Origin of the sequence: Bradyrhizobium sp. CB1015, assembly GCF_025200925.1 — a bacterium.
Classification (GTDB): Bacteria; Pseudomonadota; Alphaproteobacteria; order Rhizobiales; family Xanthobacteraceae; genus Bradyrhizobium.
This window is the reverse complement of the sequence record NZ_CP104174.1, coordinates 7,682,613-7,706,896: the sequence shown is the minus strand read 5'-3', so window position 1 is coordinate 7,706,896 and position 24,284 is coordinate 7,682,613. Positions and strand designations below refer to the sequence as shown.

The 24,284-nt window shown below is 65.7% G+C and carries 27 protein-coding genes and 1 riboswitch; of the genes, 12 read left to right on the top strand and 15 right to left on the bottom strand.

Going from position 1 to position 24,284, the window contains the following annotated elements; all coding sequences use genetic code 11:
• Positions 1 to 43: 43 nt before the first annotated feature.
• Entirely contained in the window at positions 44 to 2,104 is a 2,061-nt protein-coding gene (gene uvrC / locus N2604_RS36105; RefSeq protein ID WP_260372688.1) for an excinuclease ABC subunit UvrC, read from the bottom strand.
• 251 nt (positions 2,105 to 2,355) lie between these two features.
• On the opposite strand from uvrC, the gene N2604_RS36100 reads away from it, so the two are divergent.
• Entirely contained in the window at positions 2,356 to 2,979 is a 624-nt protein-coding gene (locus N2604_RS36100) for an outer membrane protein (protein ID WP_260372687.1), read from the top strand.
• A 70-nt stretch (positions 2,980 to 3,049) separates the two neighbouring features.
• Here the strand turns inward: N2604_RS36100 and N2604_RS36095 are convergent, their stop codons facing one another.
• From N2604_RS36095 to N2604_RS36080, 4 genes are all read right to left on the bottom strand, one after another.
• Positions 3,050 to 3,265 (bottom strand): cold-shock protein, encoded by a 216-nt coding sequence (locus tag N2604_RS36095; RefSeq protein ID WP_008544396.1) that lies wholly within the window; start codon positions 3,263 to 3,265, stop codon positions 3,050 to 3,052.
• Between the two features lie 266 nt (positions 3,266 to 3,531).
• Positions 3,532 to 4,392 (bottom strand): 23S rRNA (adenine(2030)-N(6))-methyltransferase RlmJ, encoded by an 861-nt coding sequence (locus tag N2604_RS36090; protein ID WP_260372686.1) that lies wholly within the window; start codon positions 4,390 to 4,392, stop codon positions 3,532 to 3,534.
• Between the two features lie 192 nt (positions 4,393 to 4,584).
• Positions 4,585 to 5,277, bottom strand: a complete 693-nt coding sequence (locus N2604_RS36085; RefSeq protein WP_260372685.1) for a ribonuclease T2 — start codon at positions 5,275 to 5,277, stop codon at positions 4,585 to 4,587.
• Between the two features lie 117 nt (positions 5,278 to 5,394).
• On the bottom strand, positions 5,395 to 5,856 hold the full coding sequence (locus N2604_RS36080; RefSeq protein ID WP_260372684.1) for a hypothetical protein: 462 nt from the start codon (positions 5,854 to 5,856) through the stop codon (positions 5,395 to 5,397).
• A 183-nt stretch (positions 5,857 to 6,039) separates the two neighbouring features.
• Here N2604_RS36080 and N2604_RS36075 point away from each other — a divergent pair, with 183 nt between their 5' ends.
• Together N2604_RS36075 and N2604_RS36070 are read left to right on the top strand one after the other, a co-directional pair.
• Positions 6,040 to 6,339 carry a hypothetical protein gene (locus tag N2604_RS36075; protein ID WP_260372683.1) on the top strand — a complete coding sequence of 100 codons (300 nt, stop codon included), beginning with the start codon at positions 6,040 to 6,042 and terminating at the stop codon, positions 6,337 to 6,339.
• A gap of 45 nt (positions 6,340 to 6,384) precedes the next feature.
• On the top strand, positions 6,385 to 6,915 hold the full coding sequence (locus N2604_RS36070) for a DUF3617 family protein (RefSeq protein ID WP_260372682.1): 531 nt from the start codon (positions 6,385 to 6,387) through the stop codon (positions 6,913 to 6,915).
• Between the two features lie 56 nt (positions 6,916 to 6,971).
• Here the strand turns inward: N2604_RS36070 and N2604_RS36065 are convergent, their stop codons facing one another.
• From N2604_RS36065 to N2604_RS36055, 3 genes are read right to left on the bottom strand one after another with little or no spacing between them, the layout of a single operon-like run.
• Positions 6,972 to 8,360: an ATP-binding protein gene (locus N2604_RS36065; RefSeq protein WP_260372681.1), complete on the bottom strand. Its 1,389-nt coding sequence runs from the start codon at positions 8,358 to 8,360 to the stop codon at positions 6,972 to 6,974.
• Between the two features lie 18 nt (positions 8,361 to 8,378).
• Positions 8,379 to 9,110: a response regulator gene (locus N2604_RS36060; RefSeq protein ID WP_260372680.1), complete on the bottom strand. Its 732-nt coding sequence runs from the start codon at positions 9,108 to 9,110 to the stop codon at positions 8,379 to 8,381.
• Positions 9,107 to 9,649, bottom strand: coding sequence for a MarR family winged helix-turn-helix transcriptional regulator (locus N2604_RS36055; RefSeq protein ID WP_260372679.1), 543 nt, complete (start codon positions 9,647 to 9,649; stop codon positions 9,107 to 9,109). The genes N2604_RS36060 and N2604_RS36055 overlap by 4 nt, the downstream gene beginning before the upstream one ends.
• Before the next feature lie 338 nt (positions 9,650 to 9,987).
• Here N2604_RS36055 and N2604_RS36050 point away from each other — a divergent pair, with 338 nt between their 5' ends.
• From N2604_RS36050 to N2604_RS36030, 5 genes are all read left to right on the top strand, one after another.
• A complete protein-coding gene (locus tag N2604_RS36050; RefSeq protein ID WP_260372678.1) occupies positions 9,988 to 11,070 on the top strand; it encodes a branched-chain amino acid aminotransferase in 1,083 nt (360 codons plus the stop codon).
• A gap of 292 nt (positions 11,071 to 11,362) precedes the next feature.
• Positions 11,363 to 11,887, top strand: coding sequence for a YegJ family protein (locus N2604_RS36045; RefSeq protein WP_260372677.1), 525 nt, complete (start codon positions 11,363 to 11,365; stop codon positions 11,885 to 11,887).
• Positions 11,888 to 11,927: 40 nt separating this feature from the next.
• Positions 11,928 to 13,442 carry a histidine--tRNA ligase gene (gene hisS / locus N2604_RS36040; protein WP_260372676.1) on the top strand — a complete coding sequence of 505 codons (1,515 nt, stop codon included), beginning with the start codon at positions 11,928 to 11,930 and terminating at the stop codon, positions 13,440 to 13,442.
• Positions 13,443 to 13,542: 100 nt separating this feature from the next.
• The gene (locus tag N2604_RS36035; protein ID WP_025033847.1) at positions 13,543 to 13,746 is read left to right on the top strand and encodes a tautomerase family protein; all 204 of its coding nucleotides are present in this window, start codon (positions 13,543 to 13,545) and stop codon (positions 13,744 to 13,746) included.
• A 195-nt stretch (positions 13,747 to 13,941) separates the two neighbouring features.
• Positions 13,942 to 14,334, top strand: coding sequence for a thioesterase family protein (locus N2604_RS36030; RefSeq protein ID WP_260372675.1), 393 nt, complete (start codon positions 13,942 to 13,944; stop codon positions 14,332 to 14,334).
• 14 nt (positions 14,335 to 14,348) lie between these two features.
• On the opposite strand, the gene proC is transcribed toward N2604_RS36030, so the two are convergent.
• The gene (gene proC / locus N2604_RS36025; RefSeq protein ID WP_260372674.1) at positions 14,349 to 15,173 is read right to left on the bottom strand and encodes a pyrroline-5-carboxylate reductase; all 825 of its coding nucleotides are present in this window, start codon (positions 15,171 to 15,173) and stop codon (positions 14,349 to 14,351) included.
• Positions 15,174 to 15,377: 204 nt separating this feature from the next.
• A complete protein-coding gene (locus N2604_RS36020; RefSeq protein ID WP_212259371.1) occupies positions 15,378 to 15,878 on the bottom strand; it encodes a YbjN domain-containing protein in 501 nt (166 codons plus the stop codon).
• A gap of 456 nt (positions 15,879 to 16,334) precedes the next feature.
• A riboswitch (FMN riboswitch) is annotated at positions 16,335 to 16,493 on the top strand.
• Between the two features lie 77 nt (positions 16,494 to 16,570).
• Here N2604_RS36020 and N2604_RS36015 point away from each other — a divergent pair.
• On the top strand, positions 16,571 to 17,131 hold the full coding sequence (locus N2604_RS36015; protein WP_260372673.1) for a 6,7-dimethyl-8-ribityllumazine synthase: 561 nt from the start codon (positions 16,571 to 16,573) through the stop codon (positions 17,129 to 17,131).
• Positions 17,132 to 17,245: 114 nt separating this feature from the next.
• On the opposite strand, the gene N2604_RS36010 is transcribed toward N2604_RS36015, so the two are convergent.
• From N2604_RS36010 to lgt, 5 genes are all read right to left on the bottom strand, one after another.
• Positions 17,246 to 18,199, bottom strand: a complete 954-nt coding sequence (locus N2604_RS36010) for a ribose-phosphate pyrophosphokinase (RefSeq protein ID WP_260372672.1) — start codon at positions 18,197 to 18,199, stop codon at positions 17,246 to 17,248.
• A 194-nt stretch (positions 18,200 to 18,393) separates the two neighbouring features.
• A complete protein-coding gene (locus N2604_RS36005; RefSeq protein ID WP_260372671.1) occupies positions 18,394 to 19,023 on the bottom strand; it encodes a hypothetical protein in 630 nt (209 codons plus the stop codon).
• A gap of 215 nt (positions 19,024 to 19,238) precedes the next feature.
• Positions 19,239 to 20,006, bottom strand: coding sequence for a peptidoglycan editing factor PgeF (pgeF, locus tag N2604_RS36000; RefSeq protein WP_260372670.1), 768 nt, complete (start codon positions 20,004 to 20,006; stop codon positions 19,239 to 19,241).
• Positions 20,003 to 21,121 (bottom strand): class I SAM-dependent methyltransferase, encoded by a 1,119-nt coding sequence (locus tag N2604_RS35995; RefSeq protein ID WP_260372669.1) that lies wholly within the window; start codon positions 21,119 to 21,121, stop codon positions 20,003 to 20,005. The genes pgeF and N2604_RS35995 overlap by 4 nt, the downstream gene beginning before the upstream one ends.
• A 20-nt stretch (positions 21,122 to 21,141) precedes the next feature.
• Positions 21,142 to 21,987: a prolipoprotein diacylglyceryl transferase gene (gene lgt / locus N2604_RS35990; protein WP_260372668.1), complete on the bottom strand. Its 846-nt coding sequence runs from the start codon at positions 21,985 to 21,987 to the stop codon at positions 21,142 to 21,144.
• Between the two features lie 196 nt (positions 21,988 to 22,183).
• On the opposite strand from lgt, the gene N2604_RS35985 reads away from it, so the two are divergent.
• The 3 genes from N2604_RS35985 to pth all read left to right on the top strand — a co-directional run bounded on the left by N2604_RS35985 (position 22,184) and on the right by pth (position 24,177).
• Positions 22,184 to 22,447, top strand: a complete 264-nt coding sequence (locus N2604_RS35985; protein WP_260372667.1) for an accessory factor UbiK family protein — start codon at positions 22,184 to 22,186, stop codon at positions 22,445 to 22,447.
• A gap of 341 nt (positions 22,448 to 22,788) precedes the next feature.
• The gene (locus N2604_RS35980) at positions 22,789 to 23,508 is read left to right on the top strand and encodes a 50S ribosomal protein L25/general stress protein Ctc (RefSeq protein ID WP_260372666.1); all 720 of its coding nucleotides are present in this window, start codon (positions 22,789 to 22,791) and stop codon (positions 23,506 to 23,508) included.
• Positions 23,509 to 23,565: 57 nt separating this feature from the next.
• Entirely contained in the window at positions 23,566 to 24,177 is a 612-nt protein-coding gene (pth, locus tag N2604_RS35975) for an aminoacyl-tRNA hydrolase (RefSeq protein WP_260372665.1), read from the top strand.
• Positions 24,178 to 24,284 lie beyond the last annotated feature (107 nt).

The window sequence follows — 24,284 nt, the reverse complement described above, 5'->3', positions numbered from 1 at the left end:
GGATGCGGGATGCGACGACCATATGACCGCCGCCCCCTTTAATTCACCCCGGCTGGGGATGGAAATACTCGAAAATCCTGCGGGCGCTCTCGGCGCTGACTCCCGGAACCTTGCCGAGATCGGCGATCGAGGCCCGCTCGATCTCTTTCAGGGTCCCGAAATGATGCAGCAAGGCACGTTTGCGTGACGGGCCGATACCCGGTATCTCCTGCAAGCCGGCCTCGCGGATGTCCTTCCTGCGCAGCTTGCGGTGCGAGCCGATGACGAAGCGGTGGGCTTCGTCGCGCAGGCGCTGGATGAAATAGAGCACGGGATCGCGCGGCTCCAGCTTGATCGCCTCGCGCTCCGGCATGAACAGGGTCTCGCGGCCGGCATCCCGGTCCGGTCCCTTGGCGACCGACATCAGCGACACCTGGGTCAGGCCGAGATTGGCGAAGGTCTCGCGCACCGCGTTGAGCTGGCCGCGTCCGCCGTCGATGATGACGAGGTCGGGCCATTGCGGGAAATCGTCGTCCTTGGCCTTGCTGCCGGCGTCCTCGGGCGGATTGATCAGGCGCTTGAAGCGGCGCTCCAGCACCTCGCGCATCATGGCGAAGTCGTCGCCGGGCGTGATCCCTTCCGACTTGATGTTGAACTTGCGGTACTGGTTCTTCACGAAGCCATCGGGACCGGCGACGATCATGGCGCCGACTGCATTGGTGCCCTGGATGTGGCTGTTGTCGTAGACCTCGATGCGCTTGGGCATGTGCGGCAGGCTCAACGTCGCGGCCATGGCCTCGAGCAGGCGGCTTTGCGTCGCGGTGTCGGCGAGCTTGCGGCCGAGCGCCTCGCGCGCATTGGTCAGCGCGTGGGTGACCAGCTCCTTCTTCTCGCCGCGCTTCGGCGCGGTGACCTCGACCTTGTGGCCGGCCTTGATCGACAGCGCATTGGCGAGCAGCTCGCACTCCTCGATGTCGTGCGAGACCAGGATGTTCTTCGGCGGCGGCTTGTCGTCGTAGAACTGGGCCAGGAAGGAGCCGAGCACCTCCTCCGGGGTGAATGTCTTCTCCGCGCGCGGAAAATAGGCCCGATTGCCCCAGTTCTGTCCGGTGCGGAAGAAGAACACCTCGACGCAGGAGAAGCCGCCCTCCTGGTGGATGGCGAACACGTCGGCTTCCTCGACCGTGCGTGGATTGATGCCCTGCTGCGACTGGATCGCCGACAGCGCGGCGAGGCGGTCGCGGTACAGTGCGGCGCGCTCGAATTCGAGCTCGCTCGAGGCCTTCTCCATCTCGCGGGCGAGCTCCTGCTTCACCGCATGGCTCTTGCCGGACAGGAAGTCGCTCGCCTCGCGCACCAGTGTTGAATAGCCGCCGAAATCGATCTCGCGGGTGCAGGGGCCGGCGCAGCGCCGGATCTGGTGGAGCAGGCAGGGCCGGGTGCGGCTCTCGAAGAAGGAATCGGTGCAGGAGCGGATCAGAAAGGCCCGCTGCAGCGCCGTGATGGTGCGGTTGACCGCGCCGGCGGAGGCGAATGGGCCGAAATAGCGCCCGGGCCGGGTCTGCGCACCGCGATGCTTGAGGATCTGCGGCGCCCAATGGTCGCCGGTGATCAGGATGTAGGGAAACGATTTGTCGTCGCGCAGCTGCACGTTGAAGCGCGGCCGCAGCTGCTTGATGAGGTTGGCTTCCAGCAGCAGCGCCTCGGTCTCGGTCGTGGTCGAGACGATCTCCACGGTAACAGTGGCCGCGATCATGCGCAGGATGCGGGCCGGCAGCGGCGCACTCTGGCGCGCATAACTGGCCAGGCGCTTTTTGACGTTCTTGGCCTTGCCGACATAGAGCACGTCGGCGTTCGCATTGAGCATGCGGTAGACGCCGGGCGAGGTCGGTGCGAGGCGGACCGCGCGCTCGATCGCCTCGTGACCGGTCGCGAGCGGGCCTTCGCCGACGGCGCCGCTCTCCTCCAGGATGTCCGGCAGCAGCGCATCGTCCTCGTCGTCGCCGCCTGCCGCCGCGGGATCGACGTCCGGCGTGGCCAGCCGCTCGGGCGGGGCGTCGCTCGCAGCAGCCGGCGGCGACTTGCGCGCGCGGTCGTCCGGATTGTCGGAGGAATCGTGAACCATGGGGCGAATTTAGGCGCTGGGGGTGCCGATTTGAAGTTCCGGCCATGCCGCACGCACGGAAGGATGGCGGCCAGTTCCCGGTAACGCTTCCTTAAGTCTGTTAAGCGGGCGGTAACCCGACTTAACAGCCCTTTAACTTAAAACTCTCGATAAATCCTACGCGAAAAGTTCTTGGTTCCGTAACCATGCGGTTTTGCTCGCGCGGCGGCGCGGGCATCGCCCGGGTTGCGACAGTTGCGTTGGAGTGAGTGATGAAGAGGCTCGTTGTGGGCGCAGCCGCGTTGGTTGCAGCCGGCTGGACAGCTTCGGCAGAGGCCGCCGATCTCAATTACGGGCAGCGTGCGCCCTATACCGTCACTCAGCCGCTCAATGCCTATAGCTGGGCAGGTCCCTATCTCGGCGGCAACATCGGCTATCAATGGGGCTCGGTCGACAACAACCCCACCAAGCCGTCCGGCTTCGTCGGCGGTGTGCAGGCCGGCTACAATTTCCAGAACGGCCCGTGGGTGTTCGGTGTCGAGGGCGACATCCAGGCCGCCGGCGCCGACGACACCTTTGCGCCGTGGAAATTCTCCAATCCATGGTTCGGCACCCTGCGCGGCCGCGCCGGCTATGCGTTCAGCAACGTGCTGTTCTACGGCACCGCCGGTCTCGCCTTCGGCGAGCTGCGGGCGCAGACCTTCGGCTGGACGGAGTCGCACACCACCGCCGGCTGGACCATCGGTGCCGGTGCGGAAGTCGGCCTCGCGCCGAACTGGAGCGCCAAGCTCGAATATCTCTATATCGATCTGTCGACCAGCCAGTTCGCAATTACGGGCGTATCAAACGGCTATAGCGCCAGCGTTGTCCGCGCAGGCGTGAACTATCGCTTCTGACATCCAAAGAAGAAAATACCGGACCAGCCTCCCGGCCGCTCGCGGCCGGGATTTTTTTGCGCCAGGCTCGCTAGGAGAGGATCACCAGATTGACCGCCTTCGGTCCCTTCCCCTTCTTGTCCGGTTCGACTTCGAAAGTAATACGCTGTCCTTCGGCAAGGTCCTTCAGTCCCGCCCGCTCCACAGCGGTGATGTGAACGAAGACATCGCGACCGCCGTCGTCAGGCTTGATGAAGCCGTAGCCGCGCTCGCCGTTGAAGAACTTGACCGTTCCCGTCATGGCCATCGGGAAACTCCCCCTCATTGCTCCTCCGCCGCGACGCAGACTCACGTCGCGACATGACCGGGCCTTACGGAGCCCGGGAGCTGGCCATCCCTTGGACGAACCTGATCGGTCCGGCGGGATCTTTCTTAGGGCCTTCACTCCGCCGCAACCATTCGCGGAAGCGGAACGTAAAGCCAGTCACAGAAATAGCATAATACGGTTCTCTGCAGATTGACTACCGGTCCTGCATATTTTTCCCAAGAATGCCGGAGTGTTACGGCCTGGCGTTAAGGCTTGGGCACCTCCAGTCGGAATCTGGCAGCCCCGCCCTGGCCGAGCGGTATTTCCAGCTCCGGCAGAATGGTCTTGAGCTCGCCGTGCAGCGTATAGGGCGGGTTGACGATCAGGAGCCCGGTGGAGGTGAGGGCGCCACTGTCGGCTTGCGGCGCGACGCTGAATTCGAGGCGCAGGCATTTTCCGGGCGGCTTTGCTGCAGCTGCGAGCCGCGCCACCGTTTGCGCCAGCGTGTCGGTGGCCCGCCGGTTCTTGGCGGGATACCAGATTACGTAGATACCGGTCGGCCATTTCGCGAACGCCGCCGAGAAGACTTCGCCGAGTCGCTCGAACTCGTCCTTGGCCTCGAAGGGCGGATCGATCAGCACAAGGCCGCGCCGCTCCTTCGGCGGCACGAAGGCCGGTAGCGCCACCCAACCGTCGAGATCGACCACGCGGGCCTGCTCGTCGCGACGCAGCGCATCGATTAGCGCTTTCCGTGCCTTCGGCTCGAGCTCGCAGGCGACGAGCCGGTCCTGCGGCCTGAGCAGGCCGCGCGCGATCAGCGGCGAGCCCGGATAGACCTTAAGCTCGCCCTTCGGATTGAAGGCGCGGACGATGTCGAGATAGGGCTTCATCAGCGCCGCGCTCTCGTTCGACAGGCGCGCCTGCAGCAGCCGCGCAATGCCGGTCAGCCATTCGCCGCCGCGGCGCGACTCGTCGCTGTCGAGATCGTAGAGGCCGGCACCGGCATGGGTGTCGATGACGCGGAACGCTGCCGGCTTGTCCTGCAGATAAGTGAGGATGCGCGCCAGCACGATGTGCTTGATGACATCGGCGAAGCTGCCGGCGTGGAAGGCGTGGCGGTAGTTCATGGCAAGAGCACTACGCCACGTGATGGCTTGAGCAAAGAGCCACGATCACGTGTCCCGGACGCGGTGCAGCGTGTAACGCTGCGCCGCTGAGCCGGGACCCAGCAACTTCTTGCGTGATGGACCCCGGATCAGCAGTGCACCACGCCGCTGTTCGCGGCGCATTTGCGCTGCATCCGGGGCACGAAAGCGTGCCTACCCGCCCCTGATCGGCGGCATCGTCACCTGGTCGCGGCGGCAGGCGCGGCGCTCGATCTCGTCGCAGGCGCGGAATTGCAGGTCCTTGCTGAGGCAGATGCGGACCTCGGACAGCCGTGTCCGGTTGCAGGTGACCGAGACGGCGGCATTGCTGAGACCTGGATTGGCCTTGATGAAGGCTTCCTCGACCTCCGCCGGCGCGACGGTCTTGGCCTGCGACAGATCGAGATACTCGGCCGGAATCTTGATTGCGGCGCGCGCCTTGCGGATCATCTCGAAATAGCTGCGGCCCTCGAGGCCGGAACAGGTGCCGTGCTTGTCCCACTCGTTGAAGATCAGGCCCGGCGCCGGCATCAGGTCGAGCATCGAGGAGACGATGTTGCGGCTCAGCCGCGGTGCCGGCCGCTGGCAATATTCCGGAAAACCGTTCTCGTATTGCGGCCACAGCCCATGCACCACGAAGGCGTAAGGCCGTCCGCCGCATTGCATCTGGGACCGGCCGCCGCGTTCGGCTGCTTCCTCGCAGAACGAGGGCGACCACGACAGCGACAGCACATAGAAATCGAACTCGCCGGGTGCGTTCTGCCGCTTGTCCTGCGCCTTCGCACCGCCGGCGAGGGTGACCAACCCCGCAGCGAGGGTCAGCGAGATCATCAGACGGGACAACGAACGCAATCTGGAGTGAAACATGGCGACGCCCCTCAACTAGACTGTGCACACAGCCTAGCAGGCGATGGGAACATTTCAAGAACAAAATTGGGGCGACAGTCGTCGGCCGGCTGATCAGCCCGAATCAGCCGCTGCGGGTCAGGGCCTGGCGGCGCGGCAGGCCGGGTTATAGGCCCAGTTGCGGTCGAGCCCGACCACGCACCATTCGACGCCGTTGCCGTAACCGGCAAAGCCGCCGTCTTCGACCAGCGAGAAATGCACCTTGCGCACCTTGCCGTCGGTGAGCATGGCATCAGCGGTGCAATAACGGCGCGGAATGTTGTCGGACTGCCAGGGACGGAACGCGACCTCGCGAACGGCGGAGAAGCCGGTGATCTTCAACGGGGAATTCCAGAACGAGCTTTCTTTTTCCCAGAACTGGGTGGCGATCGTCGGCAGCGCCCTGTCGCAATCGGCCACGGCGCCGTCATAGCGCGGCCCGCTCAGCCAGAAATTCATCTCGAGCGGATTGGCGGCCCTGGCCTCGCCGAGCGACAGCGCTCCGAACATGAGGCCGAGCACGGCGGCAAAGCGGAGCGATTTCTGGGAGGGGGCGCGCATGGTCAATCCGGACAGCTAGGTCTTGCGAAGGTCGGACGGTGCCGCGAAGGTTGGGGGAGGTCAAGTGCAGCGCGGCAACACTTCGCCAGGACTTGACCAAGATCGCGCGGCCAACGGGGGTTCGGTTCTTTTCACGCCGGTCCCGGCACCGTAAACTGCCGCCAGCCAATTGGAGTGACGGGAATGCGAATCATTGCGGCCGCGGGTTTTCTCGCCAGCCTGGTTGTCTCGGGTCTGATGGCGAGCCAGTCGGCGCGCGCCGACTATGTGCCGCCATTCAAGGGCAACGACACCGGCGGCATCATCGCCTATTCGATGGCGACCCAGGTCGATGCGCGACAGGTCGCGGTCGATCATTGCGCGCGCTACGGCAAGGTCGTGAAATTCCTGGGCGTGCAGGCCTATGAGGGCGGTTACATCTCGTTCTCCTGCCGCTGGGTGCCCTATGGCGCCGCCGATCGGCCGATCCGCACGCTGTACTGAGGCGTTGTCGCAAGGCCGCACTTCTCTCAGCCGGGAGCCTCCGACATGACGCGCAAACTCGCTTTGCTCGGCTCGATGCTTTGCCTCGCGCTGTCGGCAGGCAGCGCCGGCGCCGACGACCTCCCTGTGCGCAAGGCCGGTCTTTGGGAAATGAAGCTGGTCACATCAGGCTCGCCCGTGCCCGAGATGACCATGCAGCACTGCACCGACGAAACCGTCGACAAGGAGATGAGCAACAACGTCTCCCCGATGGCCAAGCAGATCTGCGCCAAGCAGGAGATCAAGAAGACCGCGACCGGCTATGTCAGCGATTCCGAGTGCAGCGTCGCCGGCGTCAGCACGACCTCGCATGCCGAGATCACCGGGGATTTCAACTCGGCCTACACGGTGAAGACGACCTCGCATGCGCAAGGCGGCGTCGCCGGCACGGCCGGGCGCGACAGCACAACGACGCTGCAGGCCAGGTGGCTCGGAGCCTGCAAGCCGGATCAGAAGCCCGGTGACATCGTCATGCCGGGCGGCTTCAAGATGAACATGCGCGACATGGACAAGCTGAAGGCGCTGCTGCCGAAGTAGGTGCTCTTTCCCTTCTCCCCTTGAGGGTCCCACAAGGGGAGAAGGGAAGGCCGCACCTACACCGGTATCCTTACGCTCGCCCTCAATCCCCCCATGGAGCTGTCACCCAGCGTAATGTCGCCGCCATGCGAGCGGGCGATGTCGCGGGCGATCGCAAGCCCCAAGCCGGTGCCGCCTTCGTCCTGGTTGCGGGCGTTGTCCAGCCGCAGGAACGGCTTGAACACCTCTTCGCGCAAGTGGGCGGGAATGCCCGGGCCGTCGTCATCGACGGTGACGGTCAAATAACGGTGATCGCGCTGGCCGGTGATGGCGATGTTCTTGCCGTAGCGCGCTGCGTTGGTGACGAGGTTGGCGAGGCAGCGCTTGAACGAGGCCGGCTTCACCGTCACCACGGGCAGGCCGTTGAACGCGACGGTCGCGGTATGGCCGTGGCGCTCGGCATCGCTGCGCAGCTCCTCGAGCGCCTGCGCCATGTCGGTCGGCTGCGACTGCTCGCCGGAATCGCCGCGGGCAAACGCGAGGTAATCCTCCAGCATCATCGACATCTCGTCGACGTCCTTGCGCATGCCCTCGAGCTCGGGGCTGTCGCCGATCAGCGCCAGCTCGAGCTTGAAGCGGGTCAGGATGGTGCGCAGATCGTGGCTGACGCCGGCGAGCATCGCGGTGCGCTGCTCCATCGTGCGCTCGATGCGCGACTTCATCTCCAGGAAGGCGACCGCCGCGCGCCGCACCTCGCGCGCGCCGCGCGGGCGGAAATTCGGGGCCTCGCGGCCCTTGCCGAAACTCTCGGCGGCATCGGCGAGGCGCAGGATCGGCTTGATCTGGTTGCGCAGGAACAGCACCGCGACGATCAACAGGATCGAGGACGTGCCGACCATCCAGAACAGGAAGATTTCCGAGTTCGAGGCATAGGCGGCGCTGCGCTGCGCGAACACGCGCATCACGGCATCGTCGAGCTGGATGCGGATCTCGACCAGATTGGAGCGGCCGACCGTGTCGATCCAGAACGAGCGGCCGATCTGGCGGCCGAGCTGCACCGACAGCGTCTGGTCGAGCAGCGAGAAGAACGGTTTTGGTCCCGGCGGCGGCATGTCGCCGGCGGGCAGGAAATCGACGACGAGGCCGAGCCGCTGCTGCGCGATGCGGCGGATCTCGTTGCGGTCCTTATCCTGCGGATAGCCCTTGTAGACGTCGATCAGCGCAGCGATGTCCTGCACCACCGCGGCCGACAGGCGGCGCGTCACCGTGTTCCAGTGCCGCTCCATGAACACGAAGGCGACGACCGATTGCAGCACCACCATCGGCACGATCATGATGAGGAGCGCGCGGGCGTAGAGGCCGGTCGGCATCCAGCCCTTGAACGCGTTGCCCATCCAGCCATTGGCGGCGGAGACGCGGCCGGCGGCGCTCTTCAGAAGCGTCAGGCCGGTATCGATCGTGCTCATCTCGCGCGCTTCACTGATTTATGGCGAGGCCACCAGGCGGTAGCCGATGCCGCGCACCGCCTGCAGGAACAGCGGATTGGCAGGATCGGTCTCGATCTTGCGCCGGAGGCGGTTGATCTGCACGTCGACGGCGCGCTCGTTGACGCTGCCATTGCCGGTCAGCGCGCTGCGCGGCACCGTCTCGCCCGGGGTCTCCGCGAGAATCCGCAGCATCTCGCGCTCGCGGTCGGTGAGGTGGATGACCTCCTCGCCCTGGCGCAATTCGCCACGTTCGAGATGGTAGACATAGGGGCCGAACGCGACCTTCTCGACGGCCGTGGCCTGCGGCGGTGGTGCGGCGCGCTTGAGAATGTTGTTGATGCGCAGCGCCAGCTCGCGCGGCTCGAACGGCTTTGCCACGTAATCGTCGGCGCCGATCTGCAAGCCCTCGATGCGAGCTTCCGCCTCGTGGCGCGCCGTCAGCATCACGATCGGCACCGAGGACGAGGTGCGAATGAAGCGGGCGAGGTCGAAGCCGGTCTCGCCGGGCATCATGACGTCGAGGATCAGGAGATCGAAATGCAGGCCCATGAGCTTCGAGCGCGCATCGCCGGCGCTCGCCGCGGTGGTGACGCGGTAGCCTTCACTCGCAAGAAAGCGCGAGAGCAGGTCGCGGATGCGGCGGTCGTCATCGACCAGCAGCAGATGCGGGGCATCGTCGGCCGGTTGCACCGGCGGGCGGGCGAGCGTGGCAGCGAGCGGCACGGTCACTCCTTGGCGTCTTGGTTGACGGAAGCGAAGATCGTCTCGAGCACCTTGTCCGGATCGTCGCGGTCGATCATCGCGCGCAGGAAGCGCTTGACCGTCTCGGCATCCTGCGGCGCCATCTCGGCGAGCGCCCTGGTGATTCGCGTGGTCTGCAGGCCGGCGAGCTTCTGCACCAGCGCCTCGCCCTTCGGCGTCGCGTAGAGCAGGCGCTGGCGGCGGTCATTGTCGCCGGTCTTCTGCAAGATATAGCCCTCGTCCAGGAGCTGCTTCAGCACCCGGCCGAGCGACTGTTTTGTAATGCGCAGGACGTCGAGCAGGTCGGCGACCTTCAGCCCAGGATATCGGTAGACGAAGTGCATGACCCGGTGATGGGCCCGGCCGAAGCCGAAGGCCTCCAGCTCCTGGTCGGGATCGCCGACGAAATCGCGATAGGCGAAGAACAGCAGCTCGATGATATCCCAGCGCAAATTGCCTCCATCGCCTGCGGCCGGCCGGGGCGCGGCAGCGTCTTGGGAAGGAGTCGCGAAATTTATGTCAGGCATATTGACGTATCTTGGGTTCAATGTTACAAAACGATCGACCCGCACGAAATTTTAGATCGTTTCGCGCCGGGTGGCATCGGAGCAGGACGGCCGGAGAGTGCCGGACAGGCGGCGACGGCCGAAGCAGATCTACCGTGCGATTGTCGAGCGGCATTTCGGCAAAACATACTGGACTTCCGCCTTCCGCAAAAGCATGTCCTCGGGGACATGCTGGCCGCGGAAACCGGCCGTAACATGGCTGGTGGCGGTCCGGCCAGAAACCCAATCAAGCCAGCCGGGCCCGAACGGGCAGGCGGGCGCGAGAAACAGCGCCGCCACCGGCAGCGGGAGGCAAGGACATGAGCATGACATTCGACATCCAGCCCGCATCCAATCCGACGCCTGAGAAGGACCGTGTCGCCAAGCTGGTGGATCCCGGCTTCGGGCGGGTGTTTACCGATCACATGGCGATCGTCCGCTATAACCAGGCCAAGGGCGGCTGGTACGAGGCGAAGATCGAGGCGCGCGCCAACTTCCAGCTCGATCCCGCCGGCGCGGTCCTGCACTACGCCCAGGAAATCTTCGAAGGCCTGAAGGCTTACAAGCGCGACGACGGCGGCGTGAACCTGTTCCGTCCCGACGCCAATGCGCGTCGCTTCAAGGACTCGGCCGATCGCATGGCGATGGCGCAGCTGCCCGAAGACGTCTTCATCGAGGCGGTCGAGCAGGTCGTGCGCATCGACCGCGCCTGGATGCCGGGCGGCGAGGGCAGCCTTTACTTGCGCCCGTTCATGATCGCGAGCGAGACCTTCCTCGGCGTCAAGCCGTCGTCCGAATACATCTTTGCGGTGATCGCCTCGCCGGTCGGCTCCTACTTCAAGGGCGGGCCGGCGCCGGTCTCGATCTGGGTGTCCGAGAACTACACGCGCGCCGCGATCGGCGGCACCGGCGCGGTCAAATGCGGCGGCAATTATGCCGCCAGCCTGCGCGCCCAGGCCGAGGCGATCCAGCACGGCTGTGACCAGGTCGTCTTTCTCGACGCGGTCGAGCGCCGCTACGTCGAGGAGCTCGGCGGCATGAACGTGTTCTTCGTGTTCGACGACGGCTCGCTGTCGACGCCGCCGCTCGGCACCATCCTGCCCGGCATCACCCGCGACTCTATCATCACGCTCGCCCGCGACGCCGGCAAGACGGTGCGCGAAGAACCCTATTCTCTCGAGCAGTGGCGCAAGGATGCGGCGAGCGGCAGGCTCAAGGAAGCCTTCGCCTGCGGCACCGCCGCCGTGATCTCGCCGATCGGCAAGGTGCGTTCGGTCAGCGGCGATTTCGAGATCTCGGGCGGCGCCGCCGGCCCCGTCGCCATGGGCCTGCGCAAGCAGCTCGTCGACATCCAGTACGGCCGCACCAACGATCCGCACAACTGGATCCGCAAGGTGTTTTGATCTCTTCACCTCACGCTCCCCTTGAGGGGGAGGGTCGATCGCGCGCAGCGCGAGCGGGGTGGGGTGATCTCTCCACTCGGGCAGTGTTCGATGTGGAGAGACCGTCACCCCACCCTGTCTCTCATCTTCGCTACGCTCAGATGCGAGCCGACCCACGGGCGAGCTACGCTCGTCCCGGACCCCTCCAGGGGAGGGTAAGACGCGCAACGTTTGTGGACTTTTGCGCACTGAACGCGCTGCTGCCGACATGCGACAAAGCCAGGACACAACAAGCATCCTGGACATCGCGATCATGGCAATGAAACTCTTCCAACCCATGAAATGGGTCGTTCTCGCCGCCATTACCGGCGTTTGCGTTTTCGGCATCCTGACCGTCGGCCCGACGCACGAGGTCGCAGCGCAGGACCGCTCGCCGATCGTCGACGTACGCACCGGCGATCCCGAGATGAACGCGGCGATCGCGCGGGCCCGCGCGACGCTCCCCACCTTCTGGACCTCCTATGAATCGCCAAAGCCGTCCGAGACCGGACACGCCCTGAAGGTGCACTTTACGACCCGCAAGGGCGGCGAGCACATCTGGATCGGCGAGCTGAAGAAGCAGCCCGGCGGGACGTATTCGGGCCTGTTCGCCAACGAGCCGCGCGATCTGCCGGGCAAACACGCAGGCGACCCGGTCAAGTTCACCGAGGCCGACATTTCGGACTGGATGTTCATGCGCAACGGCAAGATCGTCGGCGGCGAAACCATCAAGCCGCTGCTCAAATCCATGCCGAAAGCCGACGCCGACGCGCTCCGCGCGCGGATGGAGCAGCCGTAGGGCAGTTGCCGCCCCGCGCCGCGGCTGGTAAACGCCGCGCATGGCCGAGAAACCCAAAAAACCCCAGAAACTGAAGGCGCGCCTGCCGCGCGGGCTCGAGGATCGCGATCCTGCCGCGATCCGGGCGACGCGCGAGATGGTCGAGAAGATCCGCGCCGTCTACGAGCTCTACGGTTTCGAGCCGGTGGAGACGCCGGCGATGGAATACACCGACGCGCTTGGCAAATTCCTGCCCGACCAGGATCGTCCGAACGAGGGCGTGTTCTCGTTCCAGGACGACGACGAGCAGTGGATCAGCCTGCGCTACGATCTGACCGCGCCGCTCGCCCGCTACGTCGCCGAGAATTTCGACACGCTGCCGAAGCCCTACCGCAGCTACCGTGCCGGCTATGTGTTCCGCAACGAGAAGCCCGGCCCCGGCCGCTTCCGCCAGTTCATGCAGTTCGATGCCGACACGGTCGGCTCGGCGACGCCGGCGGCGGATGCCGAGATCTGCATGATGGCGGCGGATACGATGGAGGCACTCGGGATCGCGCGCGGCCAGTATGTGGTGAAGGTGAACAATCGCAAGGTGCTCGACGGCGTTCTGGAAGCCATTGGCCTCGCGGGTGAGGAAAATGCGGCGCGCAGACTGACCGTGCTGCGCGCGATCGACAAGCTCGACAAGTTTTCCGCGGACGAAGTGCGCAAGCTGCTTGGTCCCGGACGCTGGGACGGCGGCGAGGAAGGCAAGGGCGACTTCACCAAAGGCGCCAATTTGAGCGCGGCGGAAGCCGACGTTGTTCTCGCCATCACCAAGCCGCGCGAGGATTGGAAAGAAGCAATTGCTGCGGCAGAAACCTATCTCGCCAAGAGCGAGGTCGGTCAGGCCGGCGTCAGCGAGCTGGAAGAGATTGCAAGACTGGTCACGGCTTCGGGCTATGGTGCGGACCGCATCAAGATCGATCCCTCCGTCGTGCGCGGCCTCGAATATTACACCGGCCCCGTCTACGAGGTCGAGCTGCTGCTCGACACCAAGGACGAGAAGGGCCGCCCGGTGCGCTTCGGCTCGGTCGGCGGCGGCGGGCGTTATGACGGCCTGGTCTCGCGCTTCCGCGGCGAGCCGGTGCCGGCAACCGGATTCTCGATCGGCGTGTCGCGGCTGCAGGCGGCGCTGACGCTGCTCGGCAAGCTCGACACACGGCCCGAATTCGGCCCCGTCGTCGTCACCGTGTTCGACCGCGACCGCGTCGCCGACTATCAGAAGATGGTCGCAAGCTTGCGAGGTGCCGGCATCCGCGCCGAGCTCTATCTGGGCAATCCCAAGAACATGGGCAACCAGCTCAAATATGCCGACCGCCGCAACTCACCCTGCGTCATCATCCAGGGCTCGGATGAAAAGGCGCGCGGCGAGGTGCAGGTCAAGGACCTGATCGAGGGCGCCAAGGCGGCCGCCGCGATCGCCTCCAATCAGGAATGGCGCGAGACCCGGCCGGCGCAGTTCTCGTGCAGCGAAGCCGATCTCGTCGCCAAGGTGCGCGAGGTCCTGGCCCGCCATGACGTGAGCTGGGGCTAGCTATTCGCTGACGCCGTCATGCGCGGGCTTGTCCCGGGCATCCACGTCTTGTTTGATGGCGACCGTCAATGGCCGGTGTTCGGCAGCAAGGGAGAGAAAAATGCCTGAGATCACCATCAGCATGGCCGAAGGCCGCACCGACGAGCAGAAGGCCGGCATGATGCGCGACATCACGCAGGCGCTGGTGAAGAATCTCGGCGTCGATGCCGATGCCGTCGTCATCCAGATCAACGAAGCCCCGCTCCGCCACAAGATGAAGGGCGGCAAGACCTTCGTGGAGCGCGCGGCAGCGGCGAAGAAGTAGCCCGCGCAGTAGCGTCAAACACAACTGTCGTCCCGGACAAGCGTCGGCGCAGGTCCGGGATCCATAACCACAGGCAGTGGTTATCTGACGAAGCGGTAACTCCGAGTCCCCGTAACCACAACGCCCTGTGGTTATGGATCCCGGATCGGCGCGCGTTTGAGGCGCGCTTGTCCGGGACGACACCGAGCAAGCACCATGGACGCACGCGACTTCATTAAGATCGGCATGAGCGCCGAGCGCACGCTGGTGGTCCCGGTGGAGCGCACCGTCGGGCATTTCGTATCAGGCATGCCTTTTGTCTACGCGACGCCGATGATGATCCTGGAGATGGAGATGACATCGGGCGATGCGATCCGCGCCGCGCTTCAGCCGGGCTGGGTCACGGTCGGCACCGAGGTCGACATCCGCCATCTCGCCGCCGCGCGCGTCGGCGCGACCGTGCGGACCACCGCAAAGGTGGTCGCGGTCGAGCGCCGCGTCATCCGCTTCGAGGTCGAGGCGTTCGAGGGCACGCGCAAGCTCGGCGAAGGCCGCCACGCACGCGGACTCGTCAATGTCGAGATGTTCAACAAGCGGCTCGGGGCGTAGCGCGCGCCACCTGTTTACTTCGCCAATTCCTTCGACCGCTGCGTCGCGGCGGCGATGGCGCGGATCATGAGCTCGCGCAATCCCGGCTCGCCCATCAGCACGCCGAGCGCTGCGGCCGTGGTGCCGCCGGGCGAGGTGACGTTCTGGCGCAGCGTGCTCGACGGCAGCTCCGACTGGTGCAGCAGCTCGCCGGAGCCGGCGACTGTCTCGCGCGCGAGCTTGGTCGCCAGCGCTTCGGGCAATCCCGCTTCAACGCCGGCGCGGGCGAGCTCTTCGGCGAGCAGGAACACATAGGCCGGGCCCGAGCCGGACACGGCGGTGACCGCGTCCATCAGGCCTTCGTCCTCGACCCACTCGACCGAGCCGGTGGCGCGCAGCAGCGCATCCGCCACCGCGCGCTGCGCGGCGCTGACGTTGCTCGCCGCGACAGCGACGGTGATGCCGCGGCCGATCGCGGCCGGCGTGTTCGGCATTGCGCGCACCACGGCGCCGCCGCAGACCTCCTGGAGCGAGGCGATCGTGGTGCCCGCCATGATCGAGACCACCGAGGTCTTGTCCGAGACGAACGGCTTCAGCTTGGCGCCGGCCTCGCGGAACATCTGCGGCTTCACCGCCACGACCAGCGTCTCGACAGCGCCTGCGGTCTTCACATCAGGATTGAGCACGACCCCCTTGGCGGCCAGCGCGGAGATCTCGGGCGCAATGTGCGGCTCGATCACCGCGACGCGGCGCGGATCGAGTCCGCCCGAAAGCCATCCGGTCAGCATCGCACCGCCCATCTTGCCGGCGCCGGCGAGCAGGATGGTGCCCGTGATGTTTTGGAGGGGGTTGTTTGCCATCGCTGCTGCCACACACTCAGGCGTCATCCCCGCGAAGGCGGGGATCCATAACCACAGGCGGTTCTAGTGGATCGAGGTGTCGGCAACAAGCCGCGTGCCACGACAGACATCACGCGGTATGGATCCCGGATCGGCGCGCGCTTTGGGCGCGCTTGACCGGATGACGTGGGGAGGGAGCTGCGGCTCCCCAAAGTCTTGCGAGCCCTAAGCCTCGCCGACCGTGTCGAACATCGCCGCGTCCATCGCCTGCGCGGTGGTCTTGCCGGCCCACACCACGAACTGGAACGCGGGGAAGTAGCGCTCGCAGGCATGGATGGCGCCGGCGAGCATGACCTCGCATTGCGCGGGCGAAGCGGTGAGGCCGCCCGGCAGCACCAGGGCCTGGCGGTGCATCACCATGCCGGTGTTGGTCCACAGGTCGAAATGGCCGACCCACAGCTGCTCGTTCACGGCGGCGACGAGCCGCTGCACCTCGCCGCGGCGCGCGGGCGGAATCTTCATGTCGAAGGCGCAGGCCAGATGCAGCGCCTCGATCTCTCCCATCCAGGTGAAGGAGAGCTGGTAGTCGGTCCATTGTCCCTTGGAGACAATCGTGAGCTCGTCCTCGCCGGAGCGTTCGAACGGCCAGTTATTGCTGGCGGCGATGTCCTCGACCACCGCGAGCGGATGGTTTCTGGAATCGATAGTGCCTTCGAGCAGGGACATGCCGTCTCGACCTCTTGCCTTCTTGTTGTCGTTGATACGCACGCGGTTGGGCCCGGCGCGCGCTCCCTAAACGTCGCTACGGCGTCCCCTCGGATTAGCCTTTGCAATCTCCTCGGAGTCGCTGTTGCGATCCCTCGGATCAGCGCGGGCCTGTCGCGGATCAAGTGATGTGATTTGCGGAATCTGCGCAACGGGGTCGCGAGTCCGTCCACAAGCCAGGACTCGTTCGTCCACAGCTCATCTCCGCCACAATTCTTAACGTCGGAAGTCTTCGTTCCGGATGCAGGAGAACAAACCGGAATCAAATCGCAGGGCGGACGCCAATCGTTAATTCCGCCCTGGGAGGGCTGGACCGCCGCGGCAGCATGGGACCATGCGATTTGCCCATGCGGAACGCGCTTGCCGCGCCGGCTCGCGGGCGGCATATTTCCTGATAGGCCGTTCATTCCGGGCGGCCGATGTTCTCAGGGCGGGGTGAAAGTCCCCACCGGCGGTAAGGGCCGAAAGGTCCAAGCCCGCGAGCGCCTTCCGTGAGGGGTCTCCCGAAGGGAAGGGTCAGCAGATTCGGTGCAACTCCGAAGCCGACGGTTAAAGTCCGGATGAAAGAGAACGGTCGCTGGCAGACGCATCGCAAGGTGCGGCTGTTTGTCGTTCCGTGTGCCCTGATTCTGGTCCTTAAACCGAGGAAAGCCATGAATCAGATGCTGCAAGATCCCCAAACCGAAACGTCCCAAGTACAGCCGCCGCCGGTTCCCGCGGACCCGGCACCTGCGCATCCGCGCTTCGCCAAGCCGCAGCGGGTGGCCTTCGTGCAGGCCTGCTGGCACCGCGACGTGGTCGCGGAAGCCCGCATCGCCTTCATGAAGGAGGCGGAAGCCCGCCACCTCACCCATGTCGACGTGTTCGAGGTGCCCGGCTCGTTCGAGATCCCGCTGCACGCGCAGGTCCTCGCCAAGACGCGGCGCTATACCGCGATCGTCGCGGCCGGCCTCGTCGTCGACGGCGGCATCTACCGCCACGAATTCGTCGCCGACACCGTGATCAAGGCGCTGATGGACGTGCAGCTGCGCACGGAGGTGCCGGTGTTCTCGGCCGTGCTGACGCCGCAGCAATTCCACGAGACCGAGGTGCATTACGATTTCTTCCGCAAGCACTTTGCGATCAAGGGCGTCGAAGTCGCGACCGCCTGTGCGGAGACGTTGCACGGCCTGGCGCGCCTGCGCGGCCAGGTCGCGGCCGGGATCGTGGGGTAGGCAATGGTCATTCCGGGGCGCGCCTAGCGCGAACCCGGAATCCATTGATCGACAAGGATTGCTGCAAGATGGATTCCGGGTCCGGCGCTGGCGCGCCGCCCCGGAATGACGGTGTCAGTCGAACAGGCTTGAGACCGACTCTTCCGCCGCCGTGCGCGCGATCGCGTCCGAGATCAGGCTGGCGATCGGCAGGGTGCGGATGTTCGGCGCCTTGGTCACCGCATCGGTTGGCAGGATGGAGTCGGTGATCACCAGCTCCTTCAGCTTGGAGCCGGAGATGCGCGCGGCGGCGCCGCCGGAGAGCACGCCGTGGGTGATGTAGGCGTAGACGTCCTTGGCCCCCTTGGCGAGCAGCGCATCGGCCGCATTCACCAGCGTGCCGCCGGAATCGACGATGTCGTCGACGAGGATGCAGGTGTGGCCGGAGACGTCGCCGATCACGTTCATGACCTCGGACTCGCCCGGCCGCTCGCGGCGCTTGTCGACGATGGCGAGCGGGGTGTTGATGCGCTTGGCGAGGCCGCGCGCGCGGGCGACGCCGCCGACGTCGGGCGAGACCACCATCGTCTTGGTCAGGTCGAACTTGTCCTTGATGTCGCGCACCATCAGCGGCGCGGCGAACAGGTTGTCGGTCGGGATGTCGAAGAAGCCCTGGATCTGGCCGGCATGCAGGTCGAGCGTCATGACGCGGTCGACGCCGGCCTGCGTGATCATGTTGGCGACGAGCTTGGCCGAGATCGGCGTGCGCGAACCGGACTTACGGTCCTGCCTGGCGTAGCCGAAATAGGGCAGCACCGCGGTGATGCGGCGCGCCGAGGAGCGGCGCAGCGCGTCGGTGATGATGAGCAATTCCATCAGATGGTCGTTGGCGGGGAACGAGGTCGACTGGATGATGAAGGCATCCGAGCCGCGGACGTTCTCCTGGATCTCGACGAAGATCTCCATGTCGGCGAAGCGCCGCACCACCGCCTTGGTCAGCGGCAGGTCGAGGCCCTGCGCGATCGCCTGGGCGAGGGCCGGATTGGAGTTGCCGGCGACGAGCTTGATGGAGCCGTTTTTGGCCGACATGGACGCTTCCTCCCGCGCTTTGCTGGATACGACCTTCAACATCAGAAAATACCCGCTGGCAGCACGGTTACGACGGGCGAGGAAATATCAGGCGGAAGGCCGCAATGGCAACCCGGGATGCTACGTTTTCCCTTTGAAAATCCTGAGTCGGGCCAACGGCTTGGCCGCAAGTTGCGGCCGTGGTTTAGCGGGGGTTATTGCTCGGCATAGCCGAGCACCGATGCCGGCATATCAGGCGCGGGAGCGTCCTTGACGACGCTTGCCACCGCCGGTCCCCGCAACGCCGGAGCCGCGCCAGGCGCATCCGGCGTCCCGTTGATCATGTTGGAAAGTCCGCTGAATCCGGCCTGGGCGATCTTCCGCAGCACGAGGTCGTCGGCAGCCGCCCAAGCATCACGTGTCGCGTCGCGGCCGCCCTTGGCCGAGGTCGGTTCCTCGCCGGACAGGCGTAGCGCGCGCTGCTGGTTGGCGTCGTAGACGTCCCAGACCCAGGCGATCACGGTCTTGCCGCGCACCACCTGGGCGGAGAGGTAGCTGCGCACGCGATAGGCAGCCGTGCCCTCGCGGGAGACCACGGACAGGCTGCGCAGCTTGGATTCGCTGTCGAGCACGCCGACCATGCGGTCGAACACCTGCGGCGGTGGGCCGTCGATCGATTCGAAGGCGACCGTGGCCCCGCTGCCGGCGCTCGGCGCCATCGCATAGGAATTGGCGGCACTGCCGCCACCACCGGCGCAGCCGCCAAGCGCGGCCGCCGCCGCCAGCAGCATGACCGCCAGCACGCGCGAACCCGCGCGGCGGAAGATGAATGACGCGTCCCTCATTATGGAGGGCAGCGATATCGTTAAAATCGATTAAGGTCTAGGGCAGGCGCGACACATCCTCACCGTCATTCTTGTGTCCCGGACGCGCTGCGGCGCGCAGCGCCGCTGCGCTGAGCCGGGACCCAGATTGTCGCCGAGATTGACCTTGCAGAGGCATGGGCCCCGGCTCAGCGGCGCATCACTTACCTTCTGCGCCGCGTCCGGGGCACGAGATCTCACCCCTCCAGCGCAATGGCGTGAACGTGGCGGCCGTAATCCGGCTCCTGACGATGCACCGAGCGGCGATAGCTGAAGAAGCGCTCGTCGGAATAGGTGTCGAGACCAAGATCGTCGATCATCAGGATGCCGGCGGCCTCGAGCCGCCGGCGGATGAAGCCGGCCAGGTCGAACATCGCGTGCCCCTCGCGCACCGAGGGGATGAAGAACATGGCGTTCTCCGCATCCTGTTCGATGAAGCGCGCGACGAACTCGTTGCCGACCTCGTAGCTGTCCTGGCGGATCAAGGGGCCGATCGCGGCGATGATGCCGCCGCGCGTGGCGCCGAGCTTCTCCATCGCCGCGATGGTCGCTTCCAGCACGCCTGTCAGCGCGCCCTTCCACCCCGCGTGCGCGCCGCCGATGACGCGCGCCTTCGGATCGACGAACAACACCGGCCCGCAATCGGCGGTGGAGACGCCGAGCGCGATGCCCGGCGTCTTCGTGACCAGCGCGTCGCCTTTCGGTCGCGGCCCGGTCGGCCACGGTGCCTCGGCAACCAGCACGTCGGGCGAATGGATCTGGTGCAGGCTGATGAAGCGTTCGGGCGCAACGCCGACGTGCTCGGCCATGCGGCGCCGGTTCTCGGCGACCAGGGCCTGATCGTCGTTGGAGCCGAGCCCGCCGTTCAGCGCGGAATAGATGCCGCCGGAGACGCCGCCCTCGCGGGTGAAGAAGGCATGGTGCAGGCCCGGCACGGCGGACAGCAGCGACGAAGCAATCGTCATGAGGCCTCTCCTGCCCGTTCGAGATCGCTGAGGCCGGCAAGGCTCGTCAGCCGCGGCTCGGAGATGCCGAGCACCTTGAACATCGACCCCATGCCGCCACGTCCGGTATCGGTCAGGCGCTTGAGTGCCACCGAAATGTCGGTGGCGACGTCGGGCGCAGCTTTCTGCATCAGGGCCGCGGCGCGGGTGTCGATGCCGATCCGCTTGAGGAAGTCGCCTTGCGTGACCGGCCCATGCACGCGCGCGCCGACATCTTCGGCCGCGCGCGCCAGCGCCTGGAAGTCGACATGGGCGGTGACGTCGGCCTGGCCCGGCGCCTTCAAGGGGTCGGCGAAGGTGTGGCGCGCGATGGCCTGGAAGGTATCGCCGGCGTCGCTGCGCAGATGGCCGTAATCGATGATCAGCGCCGCGCCGTCCTGGTCGCGCACGCGCGTGGCGAGCTTCATGATCTCGCCGTCGGGGCGCCACTCGAACACGGCACCGATGGGGGCGGCGCGCACCAGGGGCGGCAGCAGCACGTCGAAGCGCGGCGTCGGCTCCGGCGCCGCGCCGAACTGAAGCTTTCCGTTGGGATCGATCTCGATCGCGCGCTCGTGCCAGCCGTTCTCGAGCCGGACCATCTGGTGAATTGGCAGCACGTCGAAATATTCGTTGGCGAGGATGATGCTCGGTCCTTCCGGCACCTCGTCGATGCTGTCGTGCCAGGCGATGTTGCGGACGTTCGCCAGCGTCGCGCTCTGCCGGTCGCGCAACACGGGATTGACCTCGACCATGTGGATGTGGAGCGCCTGGTAGAGCGGCGGCAGCACGCGAAGGGCGCGCAGCGCATCCGCCATCATGGTGCCGCGGCCGGGGCCGAGCTCGATCAGCCGCAAGAATTGCGGCGAGCCCATCTGCTTCCAGACCGAGGCGGTCCACAGTCCCAACAGCTCGCCGAACATCTGGCTGACTTCGGGCGCCGTGGTGAAGTCGCCCTCGCGCCCAAGCGGATCGCGCGAGACGTAATAGCCGTAGCGCGGGTGCATCAGGCACAGTTCCATGTACCGCCAGACCGGCATGGGCCCGGAGGATTTGATCAGCGCCTTGATCTCGTTGAGGAGCGGCTGGTCGGTCACGGCGATCTTCTCGAAATGAATCAACGAATGGCCTGGACGGGCGTCGGCGCACCGCGCCTGACAGCCCATACAATAAGTATTAGGCCGACAATAAGCATCGGTATCGACAACAGCATGCCCATGGTTAATCCGCCCCAGAGGAAACCGAGCTGCGCGTCCGGCTCGCGGAAATGCTCGCCGGCGATGCGGGTCAGGCCGTAGATCAGGATGAAGCTGCCGAGGATCATGCCGGGCCGCTTCAAGGCGCCGAAGCGGATCATGATCGCGAGCACGGTGAACAGCAGGATGCCCTCCATGCCCGCTTCGTAGAGCTGGCTCGGATGCCGCGGCAGCTGAGTCGGATCGTTGGGGAAGATCATCGCCCAGGGCAGGCTCGGGTCCGTGGCGCGGCCCCACAATTCGCCGTTGATGAAATTGGCTATGCGTCCGAGCAAGAGCCCGACCGGGGCGACGGCGGTGGTGATGTCGCCGAGCGACAGGATCGAGATGCCATTGCGATAGGCGAACCACATCACCGCGACGACGCAGCCGAGAAAGCCGCCGTGGAACGACATCCCGCCCTCCCACAATTTGAAGATCGCGGCGGGATGATCGATAAAGAAGGGCAGGTTGTAGAACAGCACGTAGCCGGTGCGGCCGCCGAGGATGATGCCGAGCGTGACCCACAGGATGAAGTCGTCGATCTGCACCAGCGACATCGGCGCCGGCCCGCCCCACAGGCGCTCTTTCTTCAGCAGCGAGCGCGCATAGAGCCAGCCGAACACGATGCCGCAGATATAGGCCAGCGCGTACCAGCGGATCGCGAACGGGCCGATCTCGATCGCGATCGGCTTGAAGGCGGGAAAGTCGATCAGCAGAAACGGCATCGCGCCTTCTATGTCCAAGCGGGATCGCGGCGGTCGGGCGCCGGCAGACGCCCGTGATTCCTCTTATGCAGGGACGTTGAATACGATTGCAAGGAAACCGGCGCATGACAAGGATACCGCCGCTTCGCCCTTGAACCGGCCCCGTCGGATTGCCATTGTCTGCGTGAGTTCGCGCAAAGTTTATCGGAGGCCCACAATGACCCAGACCAGCAACCGGTTTTTCGACGAGATCGGCCGCCTGATGAACGACGCCGCCGGTGCCGCCCAGGGCGTCAAGCGCGAGTTCGATTCCGTGATGCGCACCCAGGCCGAAAAATTCCTGCGCGACATGGATCTCGTCAAGCGCGAGGAGTTCGAGGCGGTCAAGGACATGGCGCGCCTGGCGCGCGAGGAGAACGAAGCGCTGAAGGCGCGGATCGCAGCGCTGGAGGCGAAACTGGGGGGGACCCCGACGTCGTAAAGCGCGCTCTCTCTGACCCTCCCCTGGAGGGGGAGGGTCGGCGCGCAGCAGCGCCGGGGTGGGGTGATCTCTCCACTCGAACAGTGCCCGTGGGGAGAGATCACCCCACCCCGCTCGCGCTTCGCGCGATCGACTCTCCCCCTCCAGGGGAGGGTAAGAGTCCGGGCCCTCCGGGGAGGGGCGACCCCCGGCCTATCAGCCCATTCTCCTTGTCATTTCCGCAGCTTCCGGGTAAAAGCCCGCCACGTCCGCGGCCCCCGCACCCCTGGAGGCTTGCTGCGGATTATGCCATGGGCCGCCTTGCGGCCCATTAACTTTTGCAAAAACAAGGACTTAACGACATGGCGACGACCGTCAAGGAATTGAAGGCGACCGCACGTCCGAAGAGCGGCAAGGGGGCCGCCCGGGCTGAGCGTCGCGCCGGGCGAGTGCCCGGAGTGATCTACGGCAACAACCAGCCCCCGCTGACGATCTCGATCGAAGATCGTGAACTGCGCCAGCGCATCCTCGCCGGCCGGTTCCTGACCACGCTGGTCGACATCGACCTCGAGGGCAAGAAGCACCGCGTCATTCCGCGCGACTACCACCTCGATCCGGTCAAGGACTTCCCGATCCATGTCGACTTCATGCGACTCGGCGAAGGCGCCACCATCCGCATCAGCGTTCCCCTGCACGTGGTGAAGGCGGAAACCTCCCCGGGCGTGAAGCGCGGCGGCACCGTCAACATCGTCGCCCACGCCATCGACCTCGAATGCGGCGTCGAGAGCATCCCGCAATACATCGAGGCCGATGTCGGCTCGCTCGAGATCGGTCACTCCCTGCATCTGGCCGACGTCAAGCTGCCGGCCGGCGTGAAGGCGCTGACCCGCGAGGACGCGACCCTCGTCACCATCGTGCCGCCGTCCGGTTACGCCGAAGAGCAGAAGGCAGCGGCTGCCGCTGCCGCTGCTGGTGCGGCCCCGGGCGCTGCGGCTGCTCCGGCTGCTGGTGCCGCGGCTCCGGCTGCTGCTGCTCCTGCCGCTGCTGCCAAGGCTCCCGCCGGCGGCGACAAGAAGAAGTAATCTCTCGAAGCTGGCGCGCGGTCTTCGACCGCGCGCCGAGCGGGGGCGCGCCGCGTCATGCGACTCTTTGTTGGGCTCGGCAATCCCGGCGCGAAATACGCACGTAACCGGCACAATATCGGCTTCATGGCCGTCGACGAGATCGCGCGGCGTCATGGCTTTGCGCCGTGGCGCCGCCGCTTTCAGGGCGAGACCTCGGAAGGGGCGCTCGGCACTGAGCGCGTGATCCTGCTCAAGCCCACGACCTACATGAACGAGTCCGGCCGCAGCGTTCAGGAAGCGGCGAGCTTCTTCAAGATCGCACCTGGCGACACCACCGTGTTCCACGACGAGCTCGAGCTGCCGCCGGGCAAGGTGCGGGTGAAGATCGGCGGCGGCATCGCCGGCCATAACGGCCTGCGCTCGATCTCGGCGCATATCGGCAACGATTATCGCCGCGTGCGCCTCGGCATCGGTCACCCCGGCGTCAAGGAGCTGGTGCACGGCCACGTGCTGTCGGACTTCGCCAAGGCCGACAACGAATGGGTGGCGGCACTCTGCGACGCGGTCGCCGAGCACGCCGCACTGATCGCCAAGGGCACGGACGCGACCTTCGCCAACAGGGTGCATCTTGCGATGCAGGCGAAGGGATTTTTGACCAAGGACGACAACGGAGAGAAATCGAGCTGATCTCTCTCCGTCATGGTCGGGCTTGACCCGGCCATCCACGTCTTTCTTTCTCCGCGGAGCGAAGGACGTGGATGCCCGGCACAAGGCCGGGCATGACGACTTCAACG